General features: G+C 60.2%; 24 protein-coding genes and 1 pseudogene. 11 read left to right on the top strand and 14 right to left on the bottom strand.

Annotation, left to right across the window (positions count from 1 at the left end; genetic code table 11):
* Positions 1-91 precede the first annotated feature (91 nt).
* The gene (locus tag RJT68_RS19795) at positions 92-946 is read left to right on the top strand and encodes a 3-hydroxyacyl-CoA dehydrogenase family protein (protein WP_407038233.1); all 855 of its coding nucleotides are present in this window, start codon (positions 92-94) and stop codon (positions 944-946) included.
* 108 nt (positions 947-1,054) lie between these two features.
* Here RJT68_RS19795 and RJT68_RS19790 read toward each other — a convergent pair whose 3' ends face one another.
* Entirely contained in the window at positions 1,055-1,513 is a 459-nt protein-coding gene (locus RJT68_RS19790; RefSeq protein WP_407038232.1) for a nuclear transport factor 2 family protein, read from the bottom strand.
* A 147-nt stretch (positions 1,514-1,660) separates the two neighbouring features.
* On the opposite strand from RJT68_RS19790, the gene RJT68_RS19785 reads away from it, so the two are divergent.
* On the top strand, positions 1,661-2,602 hold the full coding sequence (locus tag RJT68_RS19785) for an amidohydrolase family protein (RefSeq protein ID WP_407038231.1): 942 nt from the start codon (positions 1,661-1,663) through the stop codon (positions 2,600-2,602).
* Between the two features lie 191 nt (positions 2,603-2,793).
* Positions 2,794-3,573 carry an enoyl-CoA hydratase/isomerase family protein gene (locus RJT68_RS19780; RefSeq protein ID WP_407038230.1) on the top strand — a complete coding sequence of 260 codons (780 nt, stop codon included), beginning with the start codon at positions 2,794-2,796 and terminating at the stop codon, positions 3,571-3,573.
* Between the two features lie 290 nt (positions 3,574-3,863).
* Here RJT68_RS19780 and RJT68_RS19775 read toward each other — a convergent pair whose 3' ends face one another.
* From RJT68_RS19775 to RJT68_RS19755, 5 genes and pseudogenes are all read right to left on the bottom strand, one after another.
* Positions 3,864-4,049 (bottom strand): acyl-CoA dehydrogenase family protein, encoded by a 186-nt coding sequence (locus RJT68_RS19775; protein ID WP_407040416.1) that lies wholly within the window; start codon positions 4,047-4,049, stop codon positions 3,864-3,866.
* An 80-nt stretch (positions 4,050-4,129) separates the two neighbouring features.
* Positions 4,130-4,344 (bottom strand): annotated as a pseudogene (locus tag RJT68_RS19770) (transposase); the annotation flags it as partial.
* 106 nt (positions 4,345-4,450) lie between these two features.
* A complete protein-coding gene (locus RJT68_RS19765) occupies positions 4,451-5,620 on the bottom strand; it encodes a thiolase family protein (protein WP_407038229.1) in 1,170 nt (389 codons plus the stop codon).
* Positions 5,617-6,759, bottom strand: a complete 1,143-nt coding sequence (locus RJT68_RS19760; protein WP_407038228.1) for a thiolase family protein — start codon at positions 6,757-6,759, stop codon at positions 5,617-5,619. The genes RJT68_RS19765 and RJT68_RS19760 overlap by 4 nt, the downstream gene beginning before the upstream one ends.
* Positions 6,760-6,840: 81 nt before the next feature.
* Positions 6,841-7,338 carry a Zn-ribbon domain-containing OB-fold protein gene (locus RJT68_RS19755; RefSeq protein ID WP_407038227.1) on the bottom strand — a complete coding sequence of 166 codons (498 nt, stop codon included), beginning with the start codon at positions 7,336-7,338 and terminating at the stop codon, positions 6,841-6,843.
* A 94-nt stretch (positions 7,339-7,432) separates the two neighbouring features.
* On the opposite strand from RJT68_RS19755, the gene RJT68_RS19750 reads away from it, so the two are divergent.
* On the top strand, positions 7,433-7,636 hold the full coding sequence (locus RJT68_RS19750) for a hypothetical protein (RefSeq protein WP_407038226.1): 204 nt from the start codon (positions 7,433-7,435) through the stop codon (positions 7,634-7,636).
* A gap of 228 nt (positions 7,637-7,864) precedes the next feature.
* On the opposite strand, the gene RJT68_RS19745 is transcribed toward RJT68_RS19750, so the two are convergent.
* On the bottom strand, positions 7,865-9,001 hold the full coding sequence (locus RJT68_RS19745) for an acyl-CoA dehydrogenase family protein (RefSeq protein ID WP_407038225.1): 1,137 nt from the start codon (positions 8,999-9,001) through the stop codon (positions 7,865-7,867).
* Between the two features lie 80 nt (positions 9,002-9,081).
* Positions 9,082-9,528, bottom strand: coding sequence for a HalOD1 output domain-containing protein (locus tag RJT68_RS19740; protein WP_407038224.1), 447 nt, complete (start codon positions 9,526-9,528; stop codon positions 9,082-9,084).
* A 53-nt stretch (positions 9,529-9,581) separates the two neighbouring features.
* Between RJT68_RS19740 and RJT68_RS19735 the strand changes: the two genes are divergently transcribed.
* The 4 genes from RJT68_RS19735 (at position 9,582) to RJT68_RS19720 (ending at position 12,410) form a co-directional block, all read left to right on the top strand.
* A complete protein-coding gene (locus tag RJT68_RS19735) occupies positions 9,582-10,748 on the top strand; it encodes a thiolase domain-containing protein (RefSeq protein WP_407038223.1) in 1,167 nt (388 codons plus the stop codon).
* A gap of 43 nt (positions 10,749-10,791) precedes the next feature.
* Entirely contained in the window at positions 10,792-11,172 is a 381-nt protein-coding gene (locus RJT68_RS19730; RefSeq protein ID WP_407038222.1) for a Zn-ribbon domain-containing OB-fold protein, read from the top strand.
* 89 nt (positions 11,173-11,261) lie between these two features.
* Entirely contained in the window at positions 11,262-11,507 is a 246-nt protein-coding gene (locus RJT68_RS19725) for a thiolase C-terminal domain-containing protein (protein ID WP_407038221.1), read from the top strand.
* A 117-nt stretch (positions 11,508-11,624) separates the two neighbouring features.
* The gene (locus tag RJT68_RS19720; protein WP_407038220.1) at positions 11,625-12,410 is read left to right on the top strand and encodes an SDR family NAD(P)-dependent oxidoreductase; all 786 of its coding nucleotides are present in this window, start codon (positions 11,625-11,627) and stop codon (positions 12,408-12,410) included.
* A gap of 145 nt (positions 12,411-12,555) precedes the next feature.
* On the opposite strand, the gene RJT68_RS19715 is transcribed toward RJT68_RS19720, so the two are convergent.
* Both RJT68_RS19715 and RJT68_RS19710 read right to left on the bottom strand, forming a co-directional pair.
* A complete protein-coding gene (locus RJT68_RS19715) occupies positions 12,556-13,980 on the bottom strand; it encodes a zinc ribbon domain-containing protein (protein WP_407038219.1) in 1,425 nt (474 codons plus the stop codon).
* On the bottom strand, positions 13,977-15,161 hold the full coding sequence (locus RJT68_RS19710) for a thiolase domain-containing protein (protein WP_407038218.1): 1,185 nt from the start codon (positions 15,159-15,161) through the stop codon (positions 13,977-13,979). The genes RJT68_RS19715 and RJT68_RS19710 overlap by 4 nt, the downstream gene beginning before the upstream one ends.
* 179 nt (positions 15,162-15,340) lie before the next feature.
* Here RJT68_RS19710 and RJT68_RS19705 point away from each other — a divergent pair, with 179 nt between their 5' ends.
* Positions 15,341-16,492, top strand: coding sequence for an acyl-CoA dehydrogenase family protein (locus tag RJT68_RS19705; protein WP_407038217.1), 1,152 nt, complete (start codon positions 15,341-15,343; stop codon positions 16,490-16,492).
* A gap of 148 nt (positions 16,493-16,640) precedes the next feature.
* Complete coding sequence (locus RJT68_RS19700) at positions 16,641-17,576, top strand: TIGR03619 family F420-dependent LLM class oxidoreductase (RefSeq protein ID WP_407038216.1); 936 nt, start codon at positions 16,641-16,643, stop codon at positions 17,574-17,576.
* Between the two features lie 31 nt (positions 17,577-17,607).
* On the opposite strand, the gene RJT68_RS19695 is transcribed toward RJT68_RS19700, so the two are convergent.
* From RJT68_RS19695 to RJT68_RS19685, 3 genes are all read right to left on the bottom strand, one after another.
* Positions 17,608-17,997, bottom strand: a complete 390-nt coding sequence (locus RJT68_RS19695; RefSeq protein ID WP_407038215.1) for a cupin domain-containing protein — start codon at positions 17,995-17,997, stop codon at positions 17,608-17,610.
* A gap of 227 nt (positions 17,998-18,224) precedes the next feature.
* Entirely contained in the window at positions 18,225-18,518 is a 294-nt protein-coding gene (locus RJT68_RS19690; protein WP_407040415.1) for an amidohydrolase family protein, read from the bottom strand.
* A gap of 180 nt (positions 18,519-18,698) precedes the next feature.
* Positions 18,699-19,454, bottom strand: a complete 756-nt coding sequence (locus RJT68_RS19685) for an IclR family transcriptional regulator (protein WP_407038214.1) — start codon at positions 19,452-19,454, stop codon at positions 18,699-18,701.
* A 698-nt stretch (positions 19,455-20,152) separates the two neighbouring features.
* On the opposite strand from RJT68_RS19685, the gene rdfA reads away from it, so the two are divergent.
* Positions 20,153-20,779 carry a rod-determining factor RdfA gene (gene rdfA, locus RJT68_RS19680; protein ID WP_407038213.1) on the top strand — a complete coding sequence of 209 codons (627 nt, stop codon included), beginning with the start codon at positions 20,153-20,155 and terminating at the stop codon, positions 20,777-20,779.
* A 187-nt stretch (positions 20,780-20,966) separates the two neighbouring features.
* On the opposite strand, the gene RJT68_RS19675 is transcribed toward rdfA, so the two are convergent.
* A complete protein-coding gene (locus RJT68_RS19675; RefSeq protein WP_407038212.1) occupies positions 20,967-22,907 on the bottom strand; it encodes an archaea-specific SMC-related protein in 1,941 nt (646 codons plus the stop codon).
* Between the last annotated feature and the right edge of the window lie 87 nt (positions 22,908-22,994).

The raw sequence follows: 22,994 nt of genomic DNA, 5'->3' as shown, positions 1-22,994 counted from the left end.
CCTCGACCAACTCGCGACGGCATGCATACCCGGCGTTCCAGGCGGTTGGACGATCACCAGTCTTATTACGATTATCGCATATTGGGTCTATATGGCAGAAGGTGTCATCGGCATCGTCGGTGCCGGTACGATGGGCAGCGGAATTGCACAGCTTGCGGTACAGAACGGACACGAAGTCGTCCTTCGTGACATCGAGGATGACCTCGTGGAGGACGGTCTCGCCGACGTGCGAGAGGGGCTCGACGAGGCCGCCGAGCGCGATATTATCGACGACGCCGACGCGGCGTTCGACCTCCTCGAGGGAACGACGGAAATCGATCGGTTGACCGCCGATGCGACGTTCATCGTCGAGGCCGTCCCGGAGAAGATGGACCTGAAGCAGTCGGTGTTCGAGGAACTCGACGCCAACACCGACTCTGACGTGGTCCTCGGGACGAACACTTCGTCGCTGTCGGTCACGGAGATCGCGAACGTCACCGAGGATCCCGAGCGTGTGATTGGAACGCACTTCTTTAACCCGCCGGTGAAGATGAAGCTGCTCGAGGTGATCACCGGCCACCACACGAGCGAGGAGACGATCGAGCGCGTCGAAGAATTCGCCGAGGACGTCGGCCGCGAGTCAATCCTCGTCGAGGACTATCCCGGCTTCGCAACGTCGCGGCTCGGCCTTGTCCTCGGGATGGAAGCCGCCCGGATGGTTCAGGAGGGCGTCGCCTCAGCCGAGGACATCGACACGGCGATGGAGATGGGATACAACTTCCCTGTCGGCCCGTTGAAGCTGGGCGACCACAACGGCTGGGACGTTCGAGTCGAGGTCGGCGAGTACCTCGCCGACGAACTCGGCCACGAGGTGTACCGGCCGCCGCAGAACGTTAAGAAGATGGTCCGGGCAGGCGACTACGGCGTCAAGACCGGACGGGGCTTCTACGACTGGGACGACGACTGATCTCCGTCCGAGCTGTGACGACGCCGTCGGCGTCGCCGCGCCCGGCCGAGCGAGATTTTGTCGAAAACAGTAGATAGCAGCGCCAGAGTTCTCTCGCCGCCCACCGTCTCAGCGGTGGGGTGTAAAGTCCGGCCACCCCGACTCGGGGTCGTAGTCCATCGAGTGAGTGAATCGCATCCGGCCGTCGCTGATCAACCACTCACCGTCAACGCACCTGTACTCGTCGACATACTGCCCGATCCGCCAGCCGCCGGTCCCGTCCGCGTAGGTGATCGAGGAGATGACGTAGTGGCGGCCGGTTGCGCGGTCGCCGTCGACGTCGATAAGCGAGTTGGTCACCAGGTGCGTGGTACGCTCGAGTTCGGACTCGACGAAGTCGGCGAAGGCGGCGACGCCCTCGTGGCCTTCGTAGGTCCCCATCCCGCCATAATCGAGCGAGACGTCCTCGGTGAAAAGCTCCGGAAGCACGTCGAGGTCGACATCGTCGATCAGATAGCAGTACCGGTATCGGAGATCCTGTATCGCCAGACGATCGGCGAGGCGTGCGTACGAGTCGTCGGATGCCATGCGATACCGCAGGATTCGACCGATCGGCCTAAAAGGATGTCGACGAATCGGACGCAGACCTCGGGCGAAGAACGCACCGGGTCCTCCCCGAGGTCCGCCGAAGCGCCTGACCGCAAGATATTCGGTGCGCTCGCGACAACGTGCGGTATGGCACCGATCATCGATGTGCACTCACACCTCTGGGCGGAAGACTGGCTCCCCGAGCGGTTCTGGGACGCCTTCGTCGACATCGCGGTCAGGCAGAACGAGAAGAAGGGCAAGACCGTCGACCCCGAGCGTATCAGGGAGTCGTACCTGCCGACCTACTGGGATCCGACCGGTGAGAAGCTGCTCCAGCGGATGGACGAGGCAGGTATCGACCACCAGGTCGTCTTTGGCGTCGACTTCGGGCTGGCACTCGGCGAGCCCGAGACGCCAATCGAAGACGTTAATCGAAGGATCGCCGACTTCCGCAACGAGAACCCGGATCGCATCTCTGTCCTCGCGACAATCGATCCCCGACGCGAAAACGCCGTCGAGCACATCGACACCGCTCTCGGCGACTGGGACATGGACGGGCTCAAGCTCCACCCGACGGCCGGCTTTTACCTCCACGACGAGGAGACGTACGAACTCCTCGAGGTCGTCCAAGACCACGACAAGCTGGTCCTCACCGACACTGGACCGATCTTCGCACCGCTGTACAGCGAATACTCCCATCCGAACCACCTCGACCGCGCGCTGGCCGACTTCCCCGACCTCGACATCGTCGCCGCCCACATGTCCTTCGGCTGGTGGCGCGACCTCTACGCGATCGCCGACAGCAAACCCAACTGCGGGCTCCACATCGACATCAGCGGCTGGCAGGAGCGGGCCAAACACCATCCGGAGGAATTCGCCACCGCCGTCCGTCGCCTGATGGACGCCGTCGGGCCTGACCGGATGCTGTGGGGCACCGACGACCCCGCGTTCGACCCGGTGCACCCCAAAGAAGAGTGGCTCAACAACGTCCGCGCGCTGGGCGAACGGAAGAGCGGCCCGCGATTCACCGACGACGAGATCGACGCCCTCTTGGGCAAGAACACGGCCAGGCTCTTCGACCTCGATTGAGCCATCTACGGACTCGAGCGTCCCTTCAGGCGAGGGCCTGAGGTCACCGAACAAAACCCTTTTGCTGGCGCGCAATCCACGTATAGGAACAGCATGCCTACACGCATGAGTCCCGCGAGAAACGCTGCAGACGAGAGTCCGTCGAGTCGTTCCGTTCGGAACACAGGTGGTAATCGGTGGGAGGGTTGAAGATGTACGACGACATCGATTACGCCGTCGAGGAGGGCGTCGCGACGCTGACGATCGACCGCCCGGACGTCAAGAACGCGTTCCGGGAGGCGACGCTCGAGGAACTGAACGACGCCATCCGCTGGGCCGACGAGGACGAGGGCGTCTACGCCCTCGTCCTGACGGGCGCCGGCGACGCGTTCTGTGCCGGCGCCGACGTGCGATCGATGCCCGACTGGAGCGATGGCTCGAAGGAGGCCTACGCCGGCTTTCTCTGGAAAGCCCAGAACGTGGTTCGCCAGCTCCGCTCGATCGAGATACCCGCGGTTGCGGCTGTCGCCGGCCCCGCGATCGGCGCCGGCTGTGACTTCGCGCTTGGCTGTGACCTTCGCGTGGTCGACCCCAACGTGAAACTGCGACAGGGTTTCGTGAAGGTCGGCCTGGTCCCCGGCGACGGCGGGGCCTGGCTCCTGCCCAAACTCATCGGCGAGTCGAAGGCCCGCGAGTACCTACTCACCGGCCGGGACATCACCGCCGACGACGCTGTCGACCTCGGCCTCGTCGTCGACGTCGACGAGGAGCCGCTCGACGGCGCGTACGAACTGGTCGACGAGCTGCTGGACAACCCCGCCCACGCCGTCCGGAAGACGAAGGCGCTGATCAACCCCTCGCTCTCGTTCGAGGAGTACTGCGAGCGGGCGATCGAGTACCAGTGGGAGTGCGTCAACGACGAGGAACACAAGGAGGCCATCGCCGCATTTGGCGACCGGCGCGAAGCCGAGTACGACCGCGACTACTCCTGACAAACTTGGTTCGGCGGCGGTCTCCCGACCGAAATTGGCTGGAAGATCGTGCTATCGGCCTTTGGGTTCTACCCGGTGTCCGGGGAGTTTCGACGCCGCTCGGATCGCACAGCGGGCTCTCGGACAAATGAACCGCCCGGTGGTTCCGGGTCGATCACGGAACGGCGGGCAACGAACGACCTGAAACCGTCGAACGGAGTGGAGCCGTCGGGCGATCCGGGAGTCGACAAGGGATCCCGGCAGTCAGGCGGAGTCGGTAGCCGTCGCGTGAAACGGAGGCGTCGAGCGACTCAGGTCAGGGAGGACCGGCCGTCTTTCTTCAGGAGGCTCGCGATGGTGTTCTTCTGGATCTCCTCGGTTCCGGCGGCCAGCCGTCGGCCGCGGGCGAGTCGGTAGCGGTACTCGACGGGGTGTTTGCGCTGGTAGCTGTTGGCGCCGTGGATCTGGAGGTCCTTGCTGACGGCGGACTCGACCATGTTCCAGTCGGTGATGTCGTACTCGACCGTGAGCGCCTCGCCCGGCCGGTTGCTCTCGTTAATGCTGTCGGTGACCGCCAGAGTGCGATCTTCGAGTGAGAGAATATCGGGCCCGTTTTGTCGTTGAACGTGCGGTTGCAATCTCACAGAGATACCGCTGAAAGTGCCCATAGCTGCCGTTTCTGACCGTTAGGTCGGAACGGCAGCGAGGACAGGTGACACCGTCACGCCAGCGAACGTGTTGGAGCAGGTCCGCTGTGACCGATTCCGACCCACACACATCAAGCGGAATCATTCGTGTCGGACGCCGCTGATGTGGCGTCCTTGTCCGCTTCGACTCACCAGTACCAACACGGAAAAGCGATAGAACGAACACGTCGAGAACGAACCCGATCGGTCGACTACCGCTCTGTCGAGAAGATCGCCATCTGGTGGAACTGGCCGAGGTTGGCACCCCAGGAGTGAGAGAGCCCCTTCTCGGCGCCCTCAACCTGGCGGTCGCCGGCCTCGCCCATCAGCTGTAAGACGACTTCAGTGTGACGGGAGAGCGACGCGCAGATTCCGGAGTTCGTACAGAGGGTGCCCCCGGACATATTGACCGGGAGGTCGCCGTCGGCGTCGGTAACGCCGTCACGCACGAGGTGTTTGGCCTCACCCTTCTCGCAGAGGCCCAGCGCCTCGTACTCCATCAGCTCGAACGGGATGTAGGGGTTGAACGTCTCGGCGACGTCGAACTCCTCGAGCGGATCGTCGATGTCGGCGTTCTCGTAGACCTGGTCGGACAGTTCCTTCAGCTTCGGGAACCAGTCGTAGGTCCGGTAGCCGGTCCAGAATGTGTTGCTCGTGCTGTCGATCTCATCGATCCAGACGGGATTGTCCCGAACCTCGGTGGCGATGTCCTCGCTCACGACGACCATCGCCGCCGAACCCGAAGAGACCGGGCAGGTCATCGCCCGGCGGAGCGGCCAGCAGACCATCGGCGAGTCGAGAATATCCTCGACCGACCGCTCCTCGTTGCGGTGCGCGTAGGGGTTGCGGGCAGCGGCCCGGTAGTTCTTCGCGGCGACCTCCGCGAAGTCCTCCTCGGTCGCACCCGAGATCTCCATGTAGCCCGAGCTTGGCAGAGCGCCCATCTGGATCGCTGAAACGAAGTTGCGCTCGAACTGCGGATCAGCGTTCGTATTCATAATGGGCTGGGCCTCGACGACCGAGTCGAACGACGGCGAACCGTAGACGACGACGACGTCGTACTTGCCCGAGGCGACGTACTCGTGGGCAACCTTGACGCCGCTCCCGCCGGCGGTACCGCCCGTGTTGATGCTCAGGACCGGGATGTCGTTGCCCAGGCCGAGCACCTCGAGGGTCCGCTCGACGCGGAACGTGCCCTCGAAGCCGTCGACGGTGCAGAACATCGTCGCGTCAACGTCGTCGGCCTCGACCGAGGCGTGCTCTAGGGCGTTGCTCACAGCCGTGAACGCCTGTTCCTCTTTCGTCTGGGTCGAGAGCCGGAAGTCTGTGAAGCTCTCGGGGTCGGAGTAACCGACCCCGACCACGGCGACGTCCCGGCTCATGCGGCACCACCCTCCAGGACGACGACGGCATCGGTACGACCCGGTTCGCCCAGATGCATGTCGTTGTCCGCCAGGAGGACCCGGTCGGCGGAGCCGTTACCCAGGTCGCCTTCGATGACTTGCGAGGCGGCGATCGCCCGGTAGATTCCTCCCGCGTTCGGCGGACTCGTCGCCAGGGGCCCGCCGGAGAGGTTCACCGGGAACGAGCCGTCCGGTGCGGTGACGCCGTCTTCGACCAGCGAGACGCCTTCACCTTCCTCACAGAGGCCCAGCGCCTCGTAGCTCGTCAGCTCGAGTGTCGGTGAGTACGCGGCGATCTCGGCCGCGTCGATGTCGTCGATGGTGACGTCGGCCTCGTCGAACGCGGCCGACGACGCCTGTACCAGCGTGGGCTGGTCGAGCCGCTGACTCATGTCGCGGTACCAGTACTTGCCCGTGCTGAGGCCAGTCCCGGTGATCCAGGAGCGGGCATTATCCTTCTCCTCGGCGACCTCCTCGCTGACAAGGACGCATACTGCGGCCCCGAACGACTTCGGCCGAAGCATCAACTCAGTGAGTGGTCCCACCACCGGATCGGCGTTGAGGACATCGTCGACCGAGTAGGCCTTCTGCCGGTGAGCGACGTCGTTCGACGCGGCCGCCTCGTAGTTCTTGGCCGCGACCCTGGCGAACTCCTCGGCGGTGACGTCGCGTTCCTCCTGGTGGGCCGTCGCCAGCAGGCCGAACGACTGGTCGTTGCTCTGCCCGAACGGTCGGTGGTACAGCGCCTCGTGTGCCGTCCAGCTGAGCACTCGCGGGTCCGCCCGCACCGAATCGGCTGCGACGATCGAGACGACGTCCGCCTTTCCGGAGCGGATCTTCGCCACCGCCTGGTGAATCGCGGTGCCGCCGCCGTTCTGGATCCGCATGAACGGTTTCCGGTACCCGCCCGCGGCGGACACCCGCTGCCCGTCGCTGATGGCGGAGCCGTCGTACGCATCCTGGCCGGTGTAGATGATGGCGTCGACTTCCTCGTGGCTTACGTCCGCGGACTCGAGTGCGTCCATGGACGCCTCGATCACCATCTCCGTGTCGGACTGCCCATTCGTGTCTCCCGCGAACCCGTAGGTTCCGTGTCCGGCGATCGCTACTCTAGTCATCCATTCGTCCCTCCAGTCGTTGGGTCTCGTTCATATGTCTCGGTGGTTCGACTGCGTTTGCTCGCGGTGTCCTCGATCATCTCACTCCACCGGTTGCCAGTGCGTGATGTCCTTGATGTGGCCCTCACGCTCGTTGGCCCAGACTGGCTCCACTTCGGTGCCCTTGTGGAGTTTCTCGAACAGCTCTTCGTGGTCCTCGTACTCAATGCCGTCGATGAAGTGCAGCATGCAGATGTCCGAGTCGGCCACCCGGATGGCCGCGGTGATGTAGGGCGGCTCGGGCAGGTTATCGAACTCGAAGAAACATGCCGTGTAACTCTCGACGACACCACGCTGCTCGACCTCGACCCACTCGTCGGTCTCGACGTAGCACTCGACGCAGACCTCCTGCGGCGGGACGAACGTCGCACCACACTCGGGACACTTCTTTCCGAGAATTCTCTTGTTCTCGATCGCTTCGAAGAACTTCCGGTTGTCCTCGCCGATGTTGAGGGAGAAGTCGAGATCCCAGTGGAACGGATACTTGAACTCCGCGTTTACCTCGTTTGTCTGAACTGATGGGTCTAATTCGTCGGGCATGCTACGGGTTGTAGGTTGAAGCCGATATATAAAAACCTTCCTTCCAGCGACATTCCAGACGGCGTGCCAGCAGTCACGGCGACGAAACCGAGCGATGAGCACGACGTCGGTGTTCCCGGCCCGGATCTTCGAGACGGCCTCGCGGACCGCGACCCCGCTCGAGGTGGCCGAGGAGCTGGTCGACGAGTTGTTAGATCAACCGGCGCGAGCCATGCGGCTGACAAAGGAGTTGATCGATCTGCCGCTCTCGTTCGAGGAGTACTGCGAGCGGACGATCGAGTATCTTGGCAGTATATGAACAACGCACTGCAACAACGACGAATACGAGGAGCCGTCGCGACGTTGAGCGAACCCCAAGCGCCCGAGTACGATCGCGACTACTCCTGATTGGGTGAGTACCTCCAGGAGGAGGCCTTCACTTCGTCCCCTGTGAGTCAAGAAGACGGTCGGTCTCGAGATCGGGTAGCGGAGGTAAGCGGTCGTCAGCCACGCAAGTGCTGAGCAGCTCATCCGCCGCACTCCGCACTCAGGTCAACGAGGGCAGCCCCTCGCTTTTCAGTACGCCGGCGATCGTGTTCTTCTGGATCTCGTCGGTCCCGGCGGCGAGGCGGCGACCGCGAGCCAACCTGTACAGGTACTCGAGCGGGTGCTCCTTCTGGTAGCCGTTCGCACCGTGGATCTGCAGCGCCTCGCTGACGACGTCTTCGACCATTTCCCCAGAGGTGAGCTTCGCGAGTGAGGCATCGAGTCGGTCTGGAACCCGTCCCTGTTCGTGTGCGTTGACCGCCGCGCGGTAGGTCAGCGCGCGCGACCCCTCGAGTCGTTTAACCATGTCAGCTAGCTTCCACTCAATCCCCTGGAAGTCGCCGATGGGTTGGCCGAACTGCTCGCGTTGCTGGGCGTACTCGAGCGCGTGGTCGATCGCACAGCCGGCGATCGCGTTCGAAAGGGTCGCACTGCCGAGGCGTTCCCAGTTGAGCGCCTTGAGCTGGTTCTTGAAGCCCTCCTTACCGCGTGTGAGGACGTTCTCCTCCGGGATGACGATGTCTTCCATGTAGAACTGCGTCTGGACGTGGTCGGCCATGTTGGTGTAGTGTTGAGCGATCTCGATGCCGTCGCTGTCGAGATCGAGGACGAGTGAGCCAAGTCCCTCGGGGAACTTCGCCCAGACGACCGCCGCGTCAGCCTGTTCGATGTGGCTGACCCAGATCTTCTCACCGTTGAGAACGAGTTCGCCGTCACGTTCCTCGGCCGTCGTCGACATCGATCCGACGTCGGACCCGGCCTCCGGTTCCGAGATCGCCACCGCGATGCTTTTCTCCCCGGACGTCACTCCAGGAAGGTACCGCTCTTTCACCTCCTCGCTGCCGAACATCTCGATCGCCCGCGGCGCAACCATCTGCTGGTTGTAGAGATACTCGGCGGTGTCCGGACAGACCCGACCGACCGCCTCGATGCTGAGCATGGCCTCGAACTCGGACATGCCGCCGCCGCCGTACTCCTCCGCGATGTTGATTCCGAGAAAGCCCTGGCGGGCGAGCAGGTTCACGTTCTCCATCGGCGGGTCGCCCCCCCACGTGAACGCGTCGTCTGCGAACTCCTGCTCCGCGAGCTGCTCAAGCGAAGAGACTACCATTCGCTGTTCATCCGATAGCGCAAGCATGAGCGTACTATTTTACCCACCCCGAGTTAAGCCTTCTCGTCACTCCCCCGGAAGCGTCGCGGTTCGAGGCGTCGGCCGGTTCACCGGTCGGCCGAGCGTGCGAACGCGTCGTCCGGAACCCGATGGGGCGATTCGACGCGATGGACGCGGACGTCGACGCCGCAGTACCGGAACGCGAGGTGGATCTCCCCCGCAGTCTCCGCCGAAAGGAGTCGGTTCAGCGCGTCGGGATCGATGCGCTCGAACAGCGGGGGCAACGACACTGGGTCGACCTCTTTGACGTCCGCGACGGCCTCGACGATCTCTGCGGCCGGTTCGATTCGTGGCTCGCCGTTCATGTAGTATATCAGGCGTATCTCGTCCTGGCGGTGGCTCTCTCGATCCATTAACGACACCGGCGACGACGATCTTAATAAAAGTCTCGGAAAACAGGATCGGTCCCCCTCTCGGTCTGCCTTGATCGGTCGCGGACGGTCGATCGAGGTCGACCGAACGTCGGTGATCCGGTCGGTGGCGGCCTCGATCACAGCGCCAGTCGGAACGCTCAAGGGATCCGGGGAAATATCTGCTATGCATACTCATGACAGGTGTTAGAATCGCAGGCGTAGGGATGACACCGTTCGACAGCCATCCCGATCAGACCGGACGCGAACTGTTCGCGGACGCGAGCGACGAGGCGATCGACGACGCGGACGTTCCGCGGGCTGACGTCGATGCGTTGTTCTACGGGAACTTCATGGGCGCGTTCGCGGAAGGACAGAACCACCAAGGGCCGCTGATGGCCGACGCCGCGGGGCTGCGGGTTCCGGCCACCAGATTCGAGAGCGCGTGTACCTCGAGCGGCGTCGCGGTCCGCGAGGCGGTGTCGAAGGTGCGCGGCGGGGAGGCCGACGTCATGCTCGTCGGCGGCATGGAGCGGATGACGAACAACTCCACGTCGTTCGTGATGAACGCCCTCGCCACGGCGGGCGACGAACTCTACGAGGGGCGGTCCGGGATGACCTTCCCCGGCGCATACGCGCTGATGGCGACCGCCTACTTTGCCGAGCATGGCGCTACCAGGGAGGATCTTGCCCACGTCGCTGTAAAAAACCACGCTCATGCCCTCGAAAACGACCTCGCGCAGTTCCAACGGGAGATCGACGTCGAGGACGTCCTCGAGGCGCCACTGGTCGCCGACCCAGTGGGCGTCTACGACGCGAGCCCGATCACGGACGGGGCGAGCGCGGCAGTCCTCGTCAGCGAGGAGTACGCCCGCGAGCACGACCTTGACGCGCCGGTTGCGATCACGGGAACCGGGCAGGGGACCGACGGGCTCGCGCTGCAGGATCGCGCCTCACTGACGCGGACGCCGGCGGCCGAGCGCGCGGCCGAGGAGGCCTACGCCGACGCGTCGATCGGTCCGGCCGACGTCGACCTGGCCGAGGTCCACGACTGCTTTACGATCGCCGAGGTGCTGGCACTCGAGTCGCTCGGTCTCTACGAGCAGGGGACGGCCTACCGGGCCGCTCGCGACGGGGAGACGGCTGCCGACGGCGACCTCCCCGTGAACCTCTCGGGAGGGTTGAAGGCGAAGGGCCACCCGGTTGGCGCGACCGGGGCGGCACAGATCGTGGAGTTGACGAAGCTGCTGCGGGGCGACCACGTCAACAGCCCCGCCGTCAGCGACGCCACAACCGCGGTCACGCACAACGCCGGCGGAACCGTCGCGAGCGCGACCGTTCATGTCCTGGAGGTGGTCACATGAACGTACGAAGCGATGTGATCGCGACTGCGTCGGAGGTGATCGCATGAGCGACGTCCACACCGCCTTCGACTCGTTCGTCGATGCGCTGGCCGACGGCGACGGCTACTACCTCGAGTGTTCGAACGGACACGCGTGCCTGCCGCCGCGGAACCTCTGTCCGGACTGCGGCGACTCGGTCCTCAAGCGCCGATCGCTCCCGGAACGGGGTGAGATCGCCTCCCACACGACCATCCGAGTGCCGGGGCCTGAGTTCGAGGCCGACGCCCCGTACGTGCTCGCGGTCGTCTCGCTCGGATCGATCAGCCTGACAGGACGCGTCGAAAACGTCGATCCCGACGGGGACGAGGTTGCCGTCGGACTCCCGGTGTCGGTCGCCGTCCGCGAAACGGACGACGACCGGCTCATCGTCTTCACACCGCAGTAACGAATCCATCGATGATGTTCCCAAGTCGCCGATCGTCTCATGGCCGCTCCATCGGCTGATGACCTGCCTGGTCTCGTCGGGATCGACCGATGGAGTACGAGGCGCTCGGACTCTGTGAGAAGGGTGAAAGGGTGAGGCCAGACACCTCGTCCGCGAGGAGGTGCGACGCCCGACGGCGATATCCGGTCAACCCGTCGGACGGCGTCCTCACGCCGAACGCGGGCATCTGCGCGTCGCTCTCCCGTCACGCCGAAGACGTCCTTCAGCTCATGAACGAGGCTGGAGACCGCCAGATCCCCGACGCGCGAACCGGCCTTTCGCACTCTTGGGGGTGAACCTGGCCAGTTCCATCGGGTCGCCGTCGTCTCCACCGAATTGTAGCACCATGGCATACATGTTAGTCGAGAAACAATCGGATTTACAAGCGTTTTCTTCGTATGTCCCGTCACACCATGACGACTGCTGAGTACGAGGTTGCGGGAGAGACGGCGATCGTCACCGGCGCGTCGACCGGCATCGGTCGAGCGATCGCGGAACGGTTCGCGGCCGACGGCGTCGACGTCGTTGTCTGCTCGCGGTCCATCGAGGACCTCGAGGAGGTCGCGGCGACGATCAACGACAGCGACCGGCCCGGGTCGGCCCTCGCCATCGAGTGCGACATCACCGACTGGGACGCGGTCGAGGCGGTCGCCGACGCGACCGTCGAGGAGTTCGGCGGTGTCGACGTCTTGGTCAACAACGCGGGCGCGAGCTTCCAGGCACCGTTTGAAGAGTACAGCCAGAACGCCTGGCGGACCATCGTCGACATCAACCTTAACGGGACGTTCAACTGCACCCAGGTCGTCGGCGAGCACATGCGCGCGGCCGGCGGCGGGACGATCATCAACATCTCGTCGGTGGCCGGCCGCGACGGCGCGCCGCTTATGTCCCACTACGCGGCGTCGAAAGCCGGGATGAACAACCTGACGCGGACGCTCGCTTACGAGTGGGCCGAGTACGGCATCCGCGTCAACTGCATCGCTCCGGGACTGGTCGCGACCGAGGGCCTCGAGAGCCAGATGGGGATAAGCGCCGACGAGATCGACCTCGAGGAGGTCGACCGACAGATCGGCGTTCCCGACGAGATCGCGTCGGTCGCGCAGTTCCTCGCGAGCCCTGCCTCCCGGTACATCCTGGGCGAGACAGTGACCGTCGAGGGCGTGCCGCGGATCGCGCGGACGCGACACCACGAGGAGTGACAGAAGCAGTATCGGATGGACCGGAAAACGACCGCCACGGTACCGCACGACGGGTACGTTCCCAAGCCAACCGAGCGATTCATCCCGGTCGGCGTCTCTAGCATCCGAATTCTCCCGATAAGAAACGCCGTCGAGAGCGCGTCGCTCAGTCGACCGGTCTTACCTTCAGTCCGTAGCGGGTCACGCCCTCCTGGGTGTAGATCCGCCGGACCGTCGCCTCGACGCGGTCGCCGACGGCGACCGAGTTCGGATCGGTCCCGACGACGAGCAACGGCGCGCTCGCCACGCCGCCGTCGGTCCCGTCGAACGCGACGATCGCCGTCGCATAATCGCCGGCACGGGCTTGAAGCTCGGCAAACTCCGGCGGCGCTCCGCCCTGTGAGATGACCGACACCGCCTCTATGGTCCCGCACGGCTCCAGCTGCGCCGGCTCGTACTCGACGAGTTCGTGACACCGCCGGCAGGCCCCGCGCGGCAGGAAATTCAGCGCATCGCAGGCGGGACAGCGCCCCGCCTCGAGGCGGTACCGCTGCGGACTCGAGCGCTTCCACGAGGGAACGCTTACGTACGCGCCCCCACCGGCCGGTTCGCCGTTCGTGATCTCACCTCGCAGGCGGAGATACGCCGTGTAGCTGATCGACTCCTCCCCCTCGAGGTCGACCTCGCCCGTGACGGGTCCGGATTGCTCGACGGACAGGGCGGTCGCCGTGGCTCCGCTCCCATAGCCGACAGCGAGCACACGGTCGGCGCCGTCGACGAGCGCGTTCGCCAGGGAGAGCGGGACGCTGGCAGCCCCGAGGTCGCCGAGATCGTGGACGATCGCGTGAGACTCGACGACGTCGGACGGGACGCCAATTGCCTTCGCTCCACGGTAGGGGAGTCCTCCGTTCGGCGCCTGCAGAACGACCACGTCCATCGACGACGGGTCGACGTCGAGGTTCTCGACGGCGCCGCGGATCGTCTCTGTGTACGCCGATCTGTCGTATGGTGTGATATCGAGCGAGTCTACGGTCGTCGATCCCGGTTCCCGGAACCGTGTCCCCGGATAGTCGCTCGCGTAGTCAGCCCGGTCGACGATCGCGGCGGGGCCGTCGGGTACGAGCACGAACGCGGCCGCGCCGGCGCCGGCGGCGTGATCGAGGGCGCTGTCGGGTTTGCCCCTGGGAGCATCGCTCGCGACGACGAGCGTCGGTCCATCGTCGTCCGCGAGCGCGGTCGTGAGCGCGCGAACGCCAGCGTTAGTACTGCCGGTCAACAGCGTGTGCGTCGCGTCCTCGTCGACGCCCAAAAACTCGCCAAGCCGAACCGACAGGTCGCTCTCCTCGAGGGGCGGCGTCGTCGTCGCGAACACGAGCGCCTCGAGATCGGACGGCTCGACGTCGCTTTCATCGAGCGCCCTGCGGGCAGCTTCTGCAGCCATCGTCAGGCTGTCCTCATCGGGTCCGGGAACGGAGGTCTGCCGAATTCCGGCGCCGTCGAAGCGATTCCACGCTTCGGTCACGGCCTCGGCCGAAAGGCGGCGTCGCGGGACGTACGTTCCGACAGCCTCGATTCCGATAGCGTCAGTCATGCTCCCACCTCCGTTCGATCGGGCGACTCAAGGATGTGGACGACTGCAGCGCCACCGCTCCCGCCGACGTTGTGCGTCAGGCCGATCTGCGCGTCTTCGACCTGGCGATCGCCCGCGGTCCCGCGAAGTTGATCGAAAGCTTCGACGAGCTGTCCCGCGCCAGTCGCACCTATCGGATGGCCTTTTGATTTTAGTCCCCCGGAGGTGTTCACAGGGAGATCCCCTTCCAGCGTCGTCACCTCATCCTCGATCAGTTGACCACCCCGTCCGACTTCGCAAAAGCCGAGATCCTCGTACGCGAGAATCTCAGCGATCGAGAAACAGTCGTGGACTTCGGCGAAGTCGATGTCGTCCGGAGTTAGCCCTGCCATTTCGTATGCGTCTCGACCGGCCTTTCGGGTCGCCGGTAGATTTGTGTATGAGTCTCGCTGGAAGAGCCCGACACCGTCGCTGGCCGCACCGACGCCCGCGATTCTGACGGGACGGTCCGTGTACTCCCGTGCGACGTTTTCGCTCGCGACGAGTACGGCGGCGGCGCCATCACTCGTCGGACAGCAGTGATACAGCGTGAGCGGATCTGCGACGGTCGCCGCGTTTTCGGCCTGCTCGAGCGAGCACTCGAAGTCCAGATGAGCCTTCGGGTTCATCGCACCATTTTGGTGGCTCTTAACGGCGACACGGGATAGTTGCTCGCGCGTCGTCCCGTACTCGGACATGTGCGCGCTAGCAATCTGAGCGTATACGCCGGAGAAGGTCGTTCCGGCCATTCGCTCCCACTCCGTTTCGCCAGAGACGCCGAACCAGTAACGCGTTGTGTCGCTGCTCAGATCCGTCATCATCTCTACGCCGCCAGCGAGAACGACATCGGCCATACCCGATTTAACGGCCTGGACCGCGTGACGAACGGCGGAACCGCTCGCCGCGCAGGCGTTTTCGACGCGCGTGGTCGGAATCCCGTGCAGTCCGGCGTGTTCGGTCACGGCAGGAGCGGAAAGCCCCAACTGCCGACCGCCGATGCTGATCATCCCGATGAAAGCTTCGTCGATTTCATCCGGATCGATTCCGTCGTCCACGCTCTCGACCGTCCCCTCAAACGCTGTTCGAAACAGCGATCGGTAGCTCTCGGTTGGGAACGAGCCATACGAACTCTGACCTGCCCCGATGACGAATGCATCTCGCATGTGTACAACAGTCCGACAAGGGATACACAGGCGTATAAGTCTGCCCGACTTTCGATAGCTTTGCCGTCGGATCGTACGAGCACTCGGAAAATCACGTCTTCGAACGAAGCCGGGATCCGCTGACGACGGAGGTGACGGCAAGGTATAAGTTATCCCCTCGGGAATCAATTACGTGGTATATGATAACGCATACTGGATTAGAACCGCGACACCGCGAGTTTCGAGAACATGTCCAGACATTCTGTGACGAACAAGTCAGGCCGGTCGTCGAAGAGCACGAACGGAAGGGTCAATTTCCGCTTGGTCTCATTAACGAACTGGGTGATGCGGGCTTGTACGGAATCACGATTCCCGAGGAGTACGGCGGCGAAGGACTAGATTACCGATCATTTCAGATCGCCGTCGAAGAACTCTCGCGGGTTTGGAAGATTCCAGCGGGCGTGGTCTCGCTCTCCTGTTCGCTCGTCGGAACCTCGTTACTCGAATTCGGGACCGAAGAACAACGCGAAGAGTGGTTGAAGGAGATCTTCACAGAGAACCTTGTAACGGCCGTCTCGCTAACGGAACCACAGGCCGGCAGCGACGCCGCGGCACTCGAGACGACCGCTCGGCGGGACGGTGACGAACTCGTCATTGACGGTCAGAAGGTTTGGACGTCACACGGCGAAGTAGCAGACTTCCTGATCGTCGTCGCACGTACGGGCGAAGGCGGCGGACATCACGACGTAAGTCTCATCGGTATCCCCGACCCGCAAAACGTTGACGGACTCGAGTTCGTCAGGGATATCCCCTGCATGGAGGGCGACGCCGTCGTCGAAAACGAAGTGAAATACGACGGCGTCCGAGTTCCCGAGGAAAACATCATCGGAGAGGAGGGCAGCGGATTCAAGTACATCATGCGGGCGCTCGACGTCGGTCGAATCGGCGCCGCGGCCCAGGGAGTGGGGATTGCACAGGGCGCCATGGATGCGAGCATCGACTTCGCGGACGAGCGCGAACAGTTTGACAAACCGATTCGAGAGTTCCAGGGAGTTTCGTTTAAGCTCGCGGATATGGCGATGAACGTCCAGGCTGCACGACTGCTGACAATCTGGGCGGCACAGAATCTCGACGCGGGAAACCGCGTCAGCAAACAGGCGGCGATGGCAAAAACGTTCGCGACCGACGTCGCGATGGACGTTACGACCGAAGCAGTACAGGTCCACGGTTCGCGAGGGTATTCGAAGGACTACCCCGTCGAACGGTTTATGCGCGAGGCGAAGGGGACTCAGATCTACGAAGGCACGAACGAAATCAACCGGCAAGTCATCAGTAACCACCTCTTCGAGTAACATCCCATCGGACGGAGCCGTTTCGGTCACTCGAATTCGTCCGGTTCGACGGGGAAGTCATTAGACGAGCCCTTCCCCCTTCGATTCTCCCCGTACTGACACCTACCCGAAAGAGATTTGCTAACAGACAGTAAACGAATATGCGTCGATGGCATCAACAAGCGATCTCGAGTTCGGTGTAATGCTATCCGCGACGAGCAACGATTACGGAATACCCGATGAGAAGCGTCCGGAGGTGTTCCGACGGACCGCGACAACAATCGAAGAAAGTGGATTCGACGTTCTCGTCGCCGGAGATCACATCGCCTATCCCGACGAAATTCCGTCCGATTACGAATTCTCGAAGAGCGGAGAACCGCCGTTTACCTCCGAGACGAGCGTCTACGACGTGTTTCAGGTACTCGCCCACCTTGCGGCGATCACAGATCAGATCGATCTCGGAACGAACGTGTGCGCGGCCCCGTACCGCCATCCGATCACGCTGACCAAGCACATTCTCACCCTCGAATCGCTATCGGGTGGCCGAGTCGACTTCGGAGTTGCTCCAGGCTGGTTGGAAACGGAATTCGATGCCCTCGACGTACCGTTCGATGAACGAGGTTCGCGAACTGACGAATTCCTCGACATCTTCCGGCGGGTCTGTACGGAAGGGCGTCTCGCCTACGACGGTGACCACTTTTCGTTCGATACTGTCGGATTCTACCCGTCGCCGTCCAGGGAGATACCCGTTTGGATCGGCGGGCACTCGGGGGCGACGTTCCGGCGAATCGCGGAGTACGGGAACGGTTGGACAACGCTTTGGGATAGTCCGAGCGACGTTGAGACTGCTCGTGGCCGGATCATGAACGCTTGGACCGATTTTGGTCGAGACGGAAAGCCAAACATCGCTGTGCTCCGACCGGTCAATGTTGGCGGCGACGGGGATCGCATCCTAACTGGACCGGCCGACAAGGTGATCGAAGATCTGGAATCCTACGCCGAGGCCGGCGCTGACAGAATCATCATCGATTTCTTCACGACGGACGTCGAAACGCAATTGGAACAGATCCGGCTATTTGGTGACGACGTGATACCGTCGTTCTAACCGATCGGCGTCGGCTCGTCAGGTCTCCCGCTCACTCCGTTTCGTCGAGTTCGTCCTCGAAGATCGCGTCGTCGCGAACGTTCGGAGCACCGACGGCGAAGATTCTCGTTTCTTCCTCGGCCTTGATCTGTCGCCACGGACCCGCATCGACCACGATCACATCACCGGTTTCGTACGGGAACTCCTCACCATCGACCTCCATCGTTCCGCTCCCGCGTTCGATGTAGAACACTTCTTCCTGTTCTATCTGCTTGTGTCGTCGCACGACGTCTCCCGCATCGTAATGGAAATAGTTGAACCGCTGTTCGTTCGGCCGCGACTCGTCTCGGGTTTTGATCTCGTACCCAAGCGTTTTGACGGCGGGTTCGCTGTTAGTTTGGGTACGCCATTCGGCGTCTTCGACGTTGATTTTCGAGTACATCGTCCGTATAGAGGGTCATCGCGAATCCACAAATATATCCCGGTCGATAATTTCGCCGTGGCCATAATATGCATCGGTGAATAGTTAGAAATCATCTATCTATCCCCACCAAATAAAACCGCCGGAAACTGCCGTATATCCGGCTTAAACTCCGAACAGATCCCCCGTGTTCTCGTAGAGGAGTTTTCGTTCGACGTCAGGATCGAGACATAACTCGTCTGTTTGGTTCAATGTTTCGTCGTACTAGAGAATCGGATAATCCGTGCCGAAGACAACCTCACCTGACCGTAAGATCGGATGAAGCTCACGACGTTTTCCTCCCAACTGTTCGGTGCGTACGCTGTCGCCCCGAGGTAGAGGTTCGAGTGCTTCCACGCGAGCGCCTCGAGTTCCTGCGACCACGGCCATTCGGTGTGACCGCCGACGATGTCGAATTCGGGAAAGCCGAGCACGATATCGTCGAGCAGAAGCGGTTTCCCCATCTTGCTCGGCATCTTCATCGCTGAGCGACCGACCTGCATCACCACTGGAACACCTAATTCGGCGCATTTCGCGTTGTACAGATAGTACGTCGGTAGTTGATCGGTCGATCCCAGCCGTACGGTTCGAGCAGCGTGCCAACGAATCTCTGACTCACCACGTACTCCTCGAGTGTCGCGACGCCTTCCATCCCCTTTCGAGGGTTAACCGACCGTGATCGACTATGAGTACTTGTAATTGACTTCGATCACGTTCGCCGTCTCGAGCAGTAACGTGGGAAGTTCGTCTGCCATTCGGTCATCGGTGAGCCGTTGAACCGGTCCGCCGATGCCGACCGCCCCGTGGACAGTTCCGTTACTAATGATCGGCACGGCGATCGCTCGAACGCCTTCGACACGTTCACCGTGATCCGTCGCGTACCCTCGATCTCGGATGGTTCGGAATTCCTCGTAGAGCACCTCCCTGTTCGTGATCGAGTTTGGAGTGACGGCAGGAGTGCCGTGTTCGTCGAGAATCTCTTCGACTTGCTCCTCGGGAAGGTGGGCGAGAATCGCTTTTCCAGGGGCCGACGTCGAAAGCGGAAGTCGTTGTCCCGGATAGACTTCGAGTTGTAACGCGTGTTCGCCAGTCGCCGTAGCCAGTAACACGCCGATGCCGTTCTCTTCGATCATTAAACTGGAGTGTTCCCCCGTTTCCGTAGCCAATTTCTGAATCTCCGGTTCTGCGGCTTGATAAATCTTCATTCGTCGTCGTCGTCTCTCGCCTAATTCGAGAAACTTAGTTCCGAGATAATATTGTCCGCCCTCCTCGATAACGTATCCAAGTTCGAGTAGAGTCTGAAGGTAGTCGTGGACTGTGCTCTTCGGCATCTTCATCTCATTCATCACTTCCATGAAACTCGCTCCGTTGAGGTGATCAATTGTTTCGATTAATTCGAGGGTTTTTTTGGCGGTTTTGACCGGGACATCCTGAGTCATGTGTTATCATGGGTTCGGGATGGATACTAATAAATCTGTCCGGTAATACTGAACTCGAAGGGAGAACGGGATCTGACAAAGATATCCAGTTCTGTCATTTCTGGTAGAAAAACCTGAAAAATAGCCGGTCCTCGAGAAAATAGTGCCACGGGAAACCAAGCTAATAAGTGACAGACAGAATGCATTCCGGTATAACCGGAATAGATGGTTTTCGCAGGTTACACTTGAAGTGGTGGAATTTTCCCCGAGTTCGGTCAAGTATTAACTAAAATATTGAATTCTCCTGTCCGAAATAGCCGTTCACCAAGCTGAAAGCCGCAATAAGTCAGTAGAGAAGGGCTCCGGATTACTTTCCCTGGTTATACTCCGGATTATACTTCAGTGCGTTCATCATTTCCGAACGTGATTCCGTGGTTTTATTCGCGATGATCGCAATAATCTCACAGACGTTATAGTGCTCCAGTAGGCGGTAGGTGAGCAACTACGAGAAAAATAACCCTTTCGGCATAACAGAGGCACTTTTGTTATTCTGGGAGGCCGTAAGGATGAAGACGGATTGGAGTAAATACCGTACGTCAAAACGAAATTATGACAGATAACCAAATGGTTCTCACGGACTCGATCACATTCTTACTCGGTGATGCGACCGTATAGGTATATGGGAAATCTCATTAAGCCAGGGCACAATACCGACTCGTATGAGTGGATCTGAAGAAGCGAATGCGAACAAAAGGAGAACGAAAATTGCTCGACTTATAGACGAGTATGGTCTTAACGGGTTTGGCGAAGAACTTGAACAAATGTGGACGGCTGAGAAGCCAGATAGAAAAAGTCTTCGAGAACTCGCCGAGATGGTTAATAAGCGGATTCTCCGATCCGCACTCGACGACTCGGGAATAGCATTGGTCAGTGCAGACGTCGACTCAATATACACTCGTTTGGCGGACAAAGAAGGAAGCAGCGCCGACAAAACTCGAGTGCGACGGCAACTTGAACGCGAAGGCGTGGATGTTGATACGCTAGAGTCTGACTTCGTAACCTACCAGGCGGTACGATCGTTTTTACAAAAAGAACGGAACGCCGAATATATGCCGAGTGAAAATCCGATCGAACGCGATAAAACGAGTATTCAACAGCTCAGAAGTCGAACTGCGGCTGTCACGAAAACGAAGCTTGAAGGACTCGATAAGGCAGAGGAAATAGATATCGGCTCACATCAGGTTACCGTGAATATTAACGTCTATTGTGAAGAGTGCGGTCGACTCTTCGATGTAACCGAGATCCTCGATCAGAGGGGGTGTGACTGTACAGAATCAGAAAGCTAGTAATACAGGAAGTGATCAAGACTCTTCCTTACCTTTAACCGGTTTTATATCCGATCAAATTAGGTCTGGAGACGATAGGAGATTACCCATAACAGAAGTACTGGTGTTATTCTTCCTTCTGGTTCCTCTTTTTGATATTTCCGTATAGTCGAGTAGACGGTTAATTGAGAAGGAAAAGAGGGAAGAATCAGATGGAAGTCACGTAGTGGTAGTCATCATCGAGCGCCGCAGCGTCTTCCTCAAGTAACGCTACGACGAGAGATGGACTGAATTCGTTCAAGTAATCAACGAGTGTCGCAATCCGTTCTGAATCGATGGCCTCAAGAGAGTCAAGTAGGAGGAACGGGACGGTCTTATAGACCTCGTGGGCGAGATATCCAGCTAATCCGAGAATCAATCCCGTTACCTCGCGCTCGCTCTCGCTCAGATGGTCGACCGTGTCCTCGTACGCCGTACCACTTTCCGTCTTTCTGATTACGTGGAGGTCGAATACGCTCTTCGTAACCTTTCGACGTCCCTCGCGAACGTCCGTTTCCGATCGCTCAAGCCAGATCCGTTCCAAGTTTCGATAATCGAGCAGATCGAGCACGGTGTCCATGTGTTCGTTAAATTCGTCAATCGCTTGGGTTTCGATCCGCTCGACCGTCATCCGGAGATCGTCGATCTCGGCCTTGATCCGGTTTTTCTGCTCCTTCAGATCGTCTTCCGTTCGCAACTGTGACTCGATCGTCTCGATCTCCTCCTCCACTTGTTCGACCTCGTTTTCGAGCGTTCCGAGATCGTATTCTAACTGGTTGGCCTCACGATGGATGGTGAGTATTTCTTCATACGACTCGTCTTCCATCTCTTCGATCTCGTTTTCGAGGTCGGAAACCTCGTCGTGGAGCGTATCTCGACGATCAGTGAACTCTTCGATCGTGGCTTCGGTTTCCTCGATCTCCGTTTCTATCTTCGAGAGACGGTGCTCGATTTGCTCGCGTTCGCGCTGATGTTGTTCTAATTCCGACTTCTGCTCGCGCAGGTCGCTGATCCTCGATTCGAGATCGTTGACGTCGGCGAACTTTTCTTGGGTTAATTCGCGCAGGTTGTCGATCGTCGTTTCGATTTGTTTCGCCTGAACGTCGCTATTACAGGTCCAACACGTTACCGTATCATCGGGGAGCAATTGATCCGTAACATCCTGATTTTCATCTCCAAATTGGTCGAGCAACTCCGAAGCCGATCCTTCGAGCATCTCTTCGTTAAAACGGATTACGTTCTGCACTTCGCTAATTTCTGATTCGAGTTGCTGTTTTCGCTCGCGAAGCTGACGGATCTTCTCATTGAGTTCGTTGATACGACCAGCCGGCGCGTCAGGGAGCGCTTCGACTTCGTCTTCGAGTTCCGTTTGCTCGTTTCGTAGTGACGATAGACTTTCTTTCTCTGTTTCTATCCTATACCTTATATCTTCTAGAGAGTTTCGTTTATTCCGTAATTCGTAGAGCTTCTCTTCGACTTCGCTTTGTTCCGACCTCGTTTCTTCGACATCTGCATCAAAGTTATCGAGTTTAGATTCGGTTTCTTCTAATTTATCTCTTTTTGACTCGATTTGAGAATATAGATCCGTACGTTTCTCCTCGAGCGTCGGCAAACGCTTCTTCAAAGACTCGAGTTCCTCAAGTTCAGATGCCACCTCTCGTCGCTGCTCGATGAGGCGGTCAATTTCTGCTTCGATTTTGTCGGTGTCAACCGGCCGCATTATGAGTTCTCGGAGGTCGCTGTTCGTCGTGACGGCCCGACGTATCTCGTTCGATTCGAGGAGAAATGCGAAGAGGTCGGCGACTATCGGATTTTCTAGATACGGATCTCCGCTAGTACGGATGGTTCCATTCGATTTCGTGAGTGTTCGCGTATAGGTCTCATCCCCAGTGGTGAGTTTGACATGAGCTTCGTCAGCATCAGCTTTCACCGTGACGTTTTCACTTCCGAGGGCGGCCATAATCGCCTGCAAGAGTGACGTACGGTTCGTCGCGTTTCGGCCAGAAAGTACCGTCACACCCGGCGATAGTTCGACAGACGTCTCATCAATTCCCCCTATATTTTCGACGTCAAGAGTGACTTCCTTTTCCTCGAGTAATTCCATAGCCATACAAGTGGTATTGGAGGAGACTATAAAAAGCTTTTACCAACGCATGAAGCTGTTCCGTCGGAAAAGTTCCGCGTACTCGAACTATTT

The sequence above is a fragment of the Halovalidus salilacus genome (assembly GCF_031852275.1).
GTDB lineage: Archaea > Halobacteriota > Halobacteria > Halobacteriales > Natrialbaceae > Halovalidus > Halovalidus salilacus.
The sequence above is the reverse complement of the archived record's forward strand: the minus strand, read 5'-3'. Positions and strand labels throughout refer to the sequence as shown.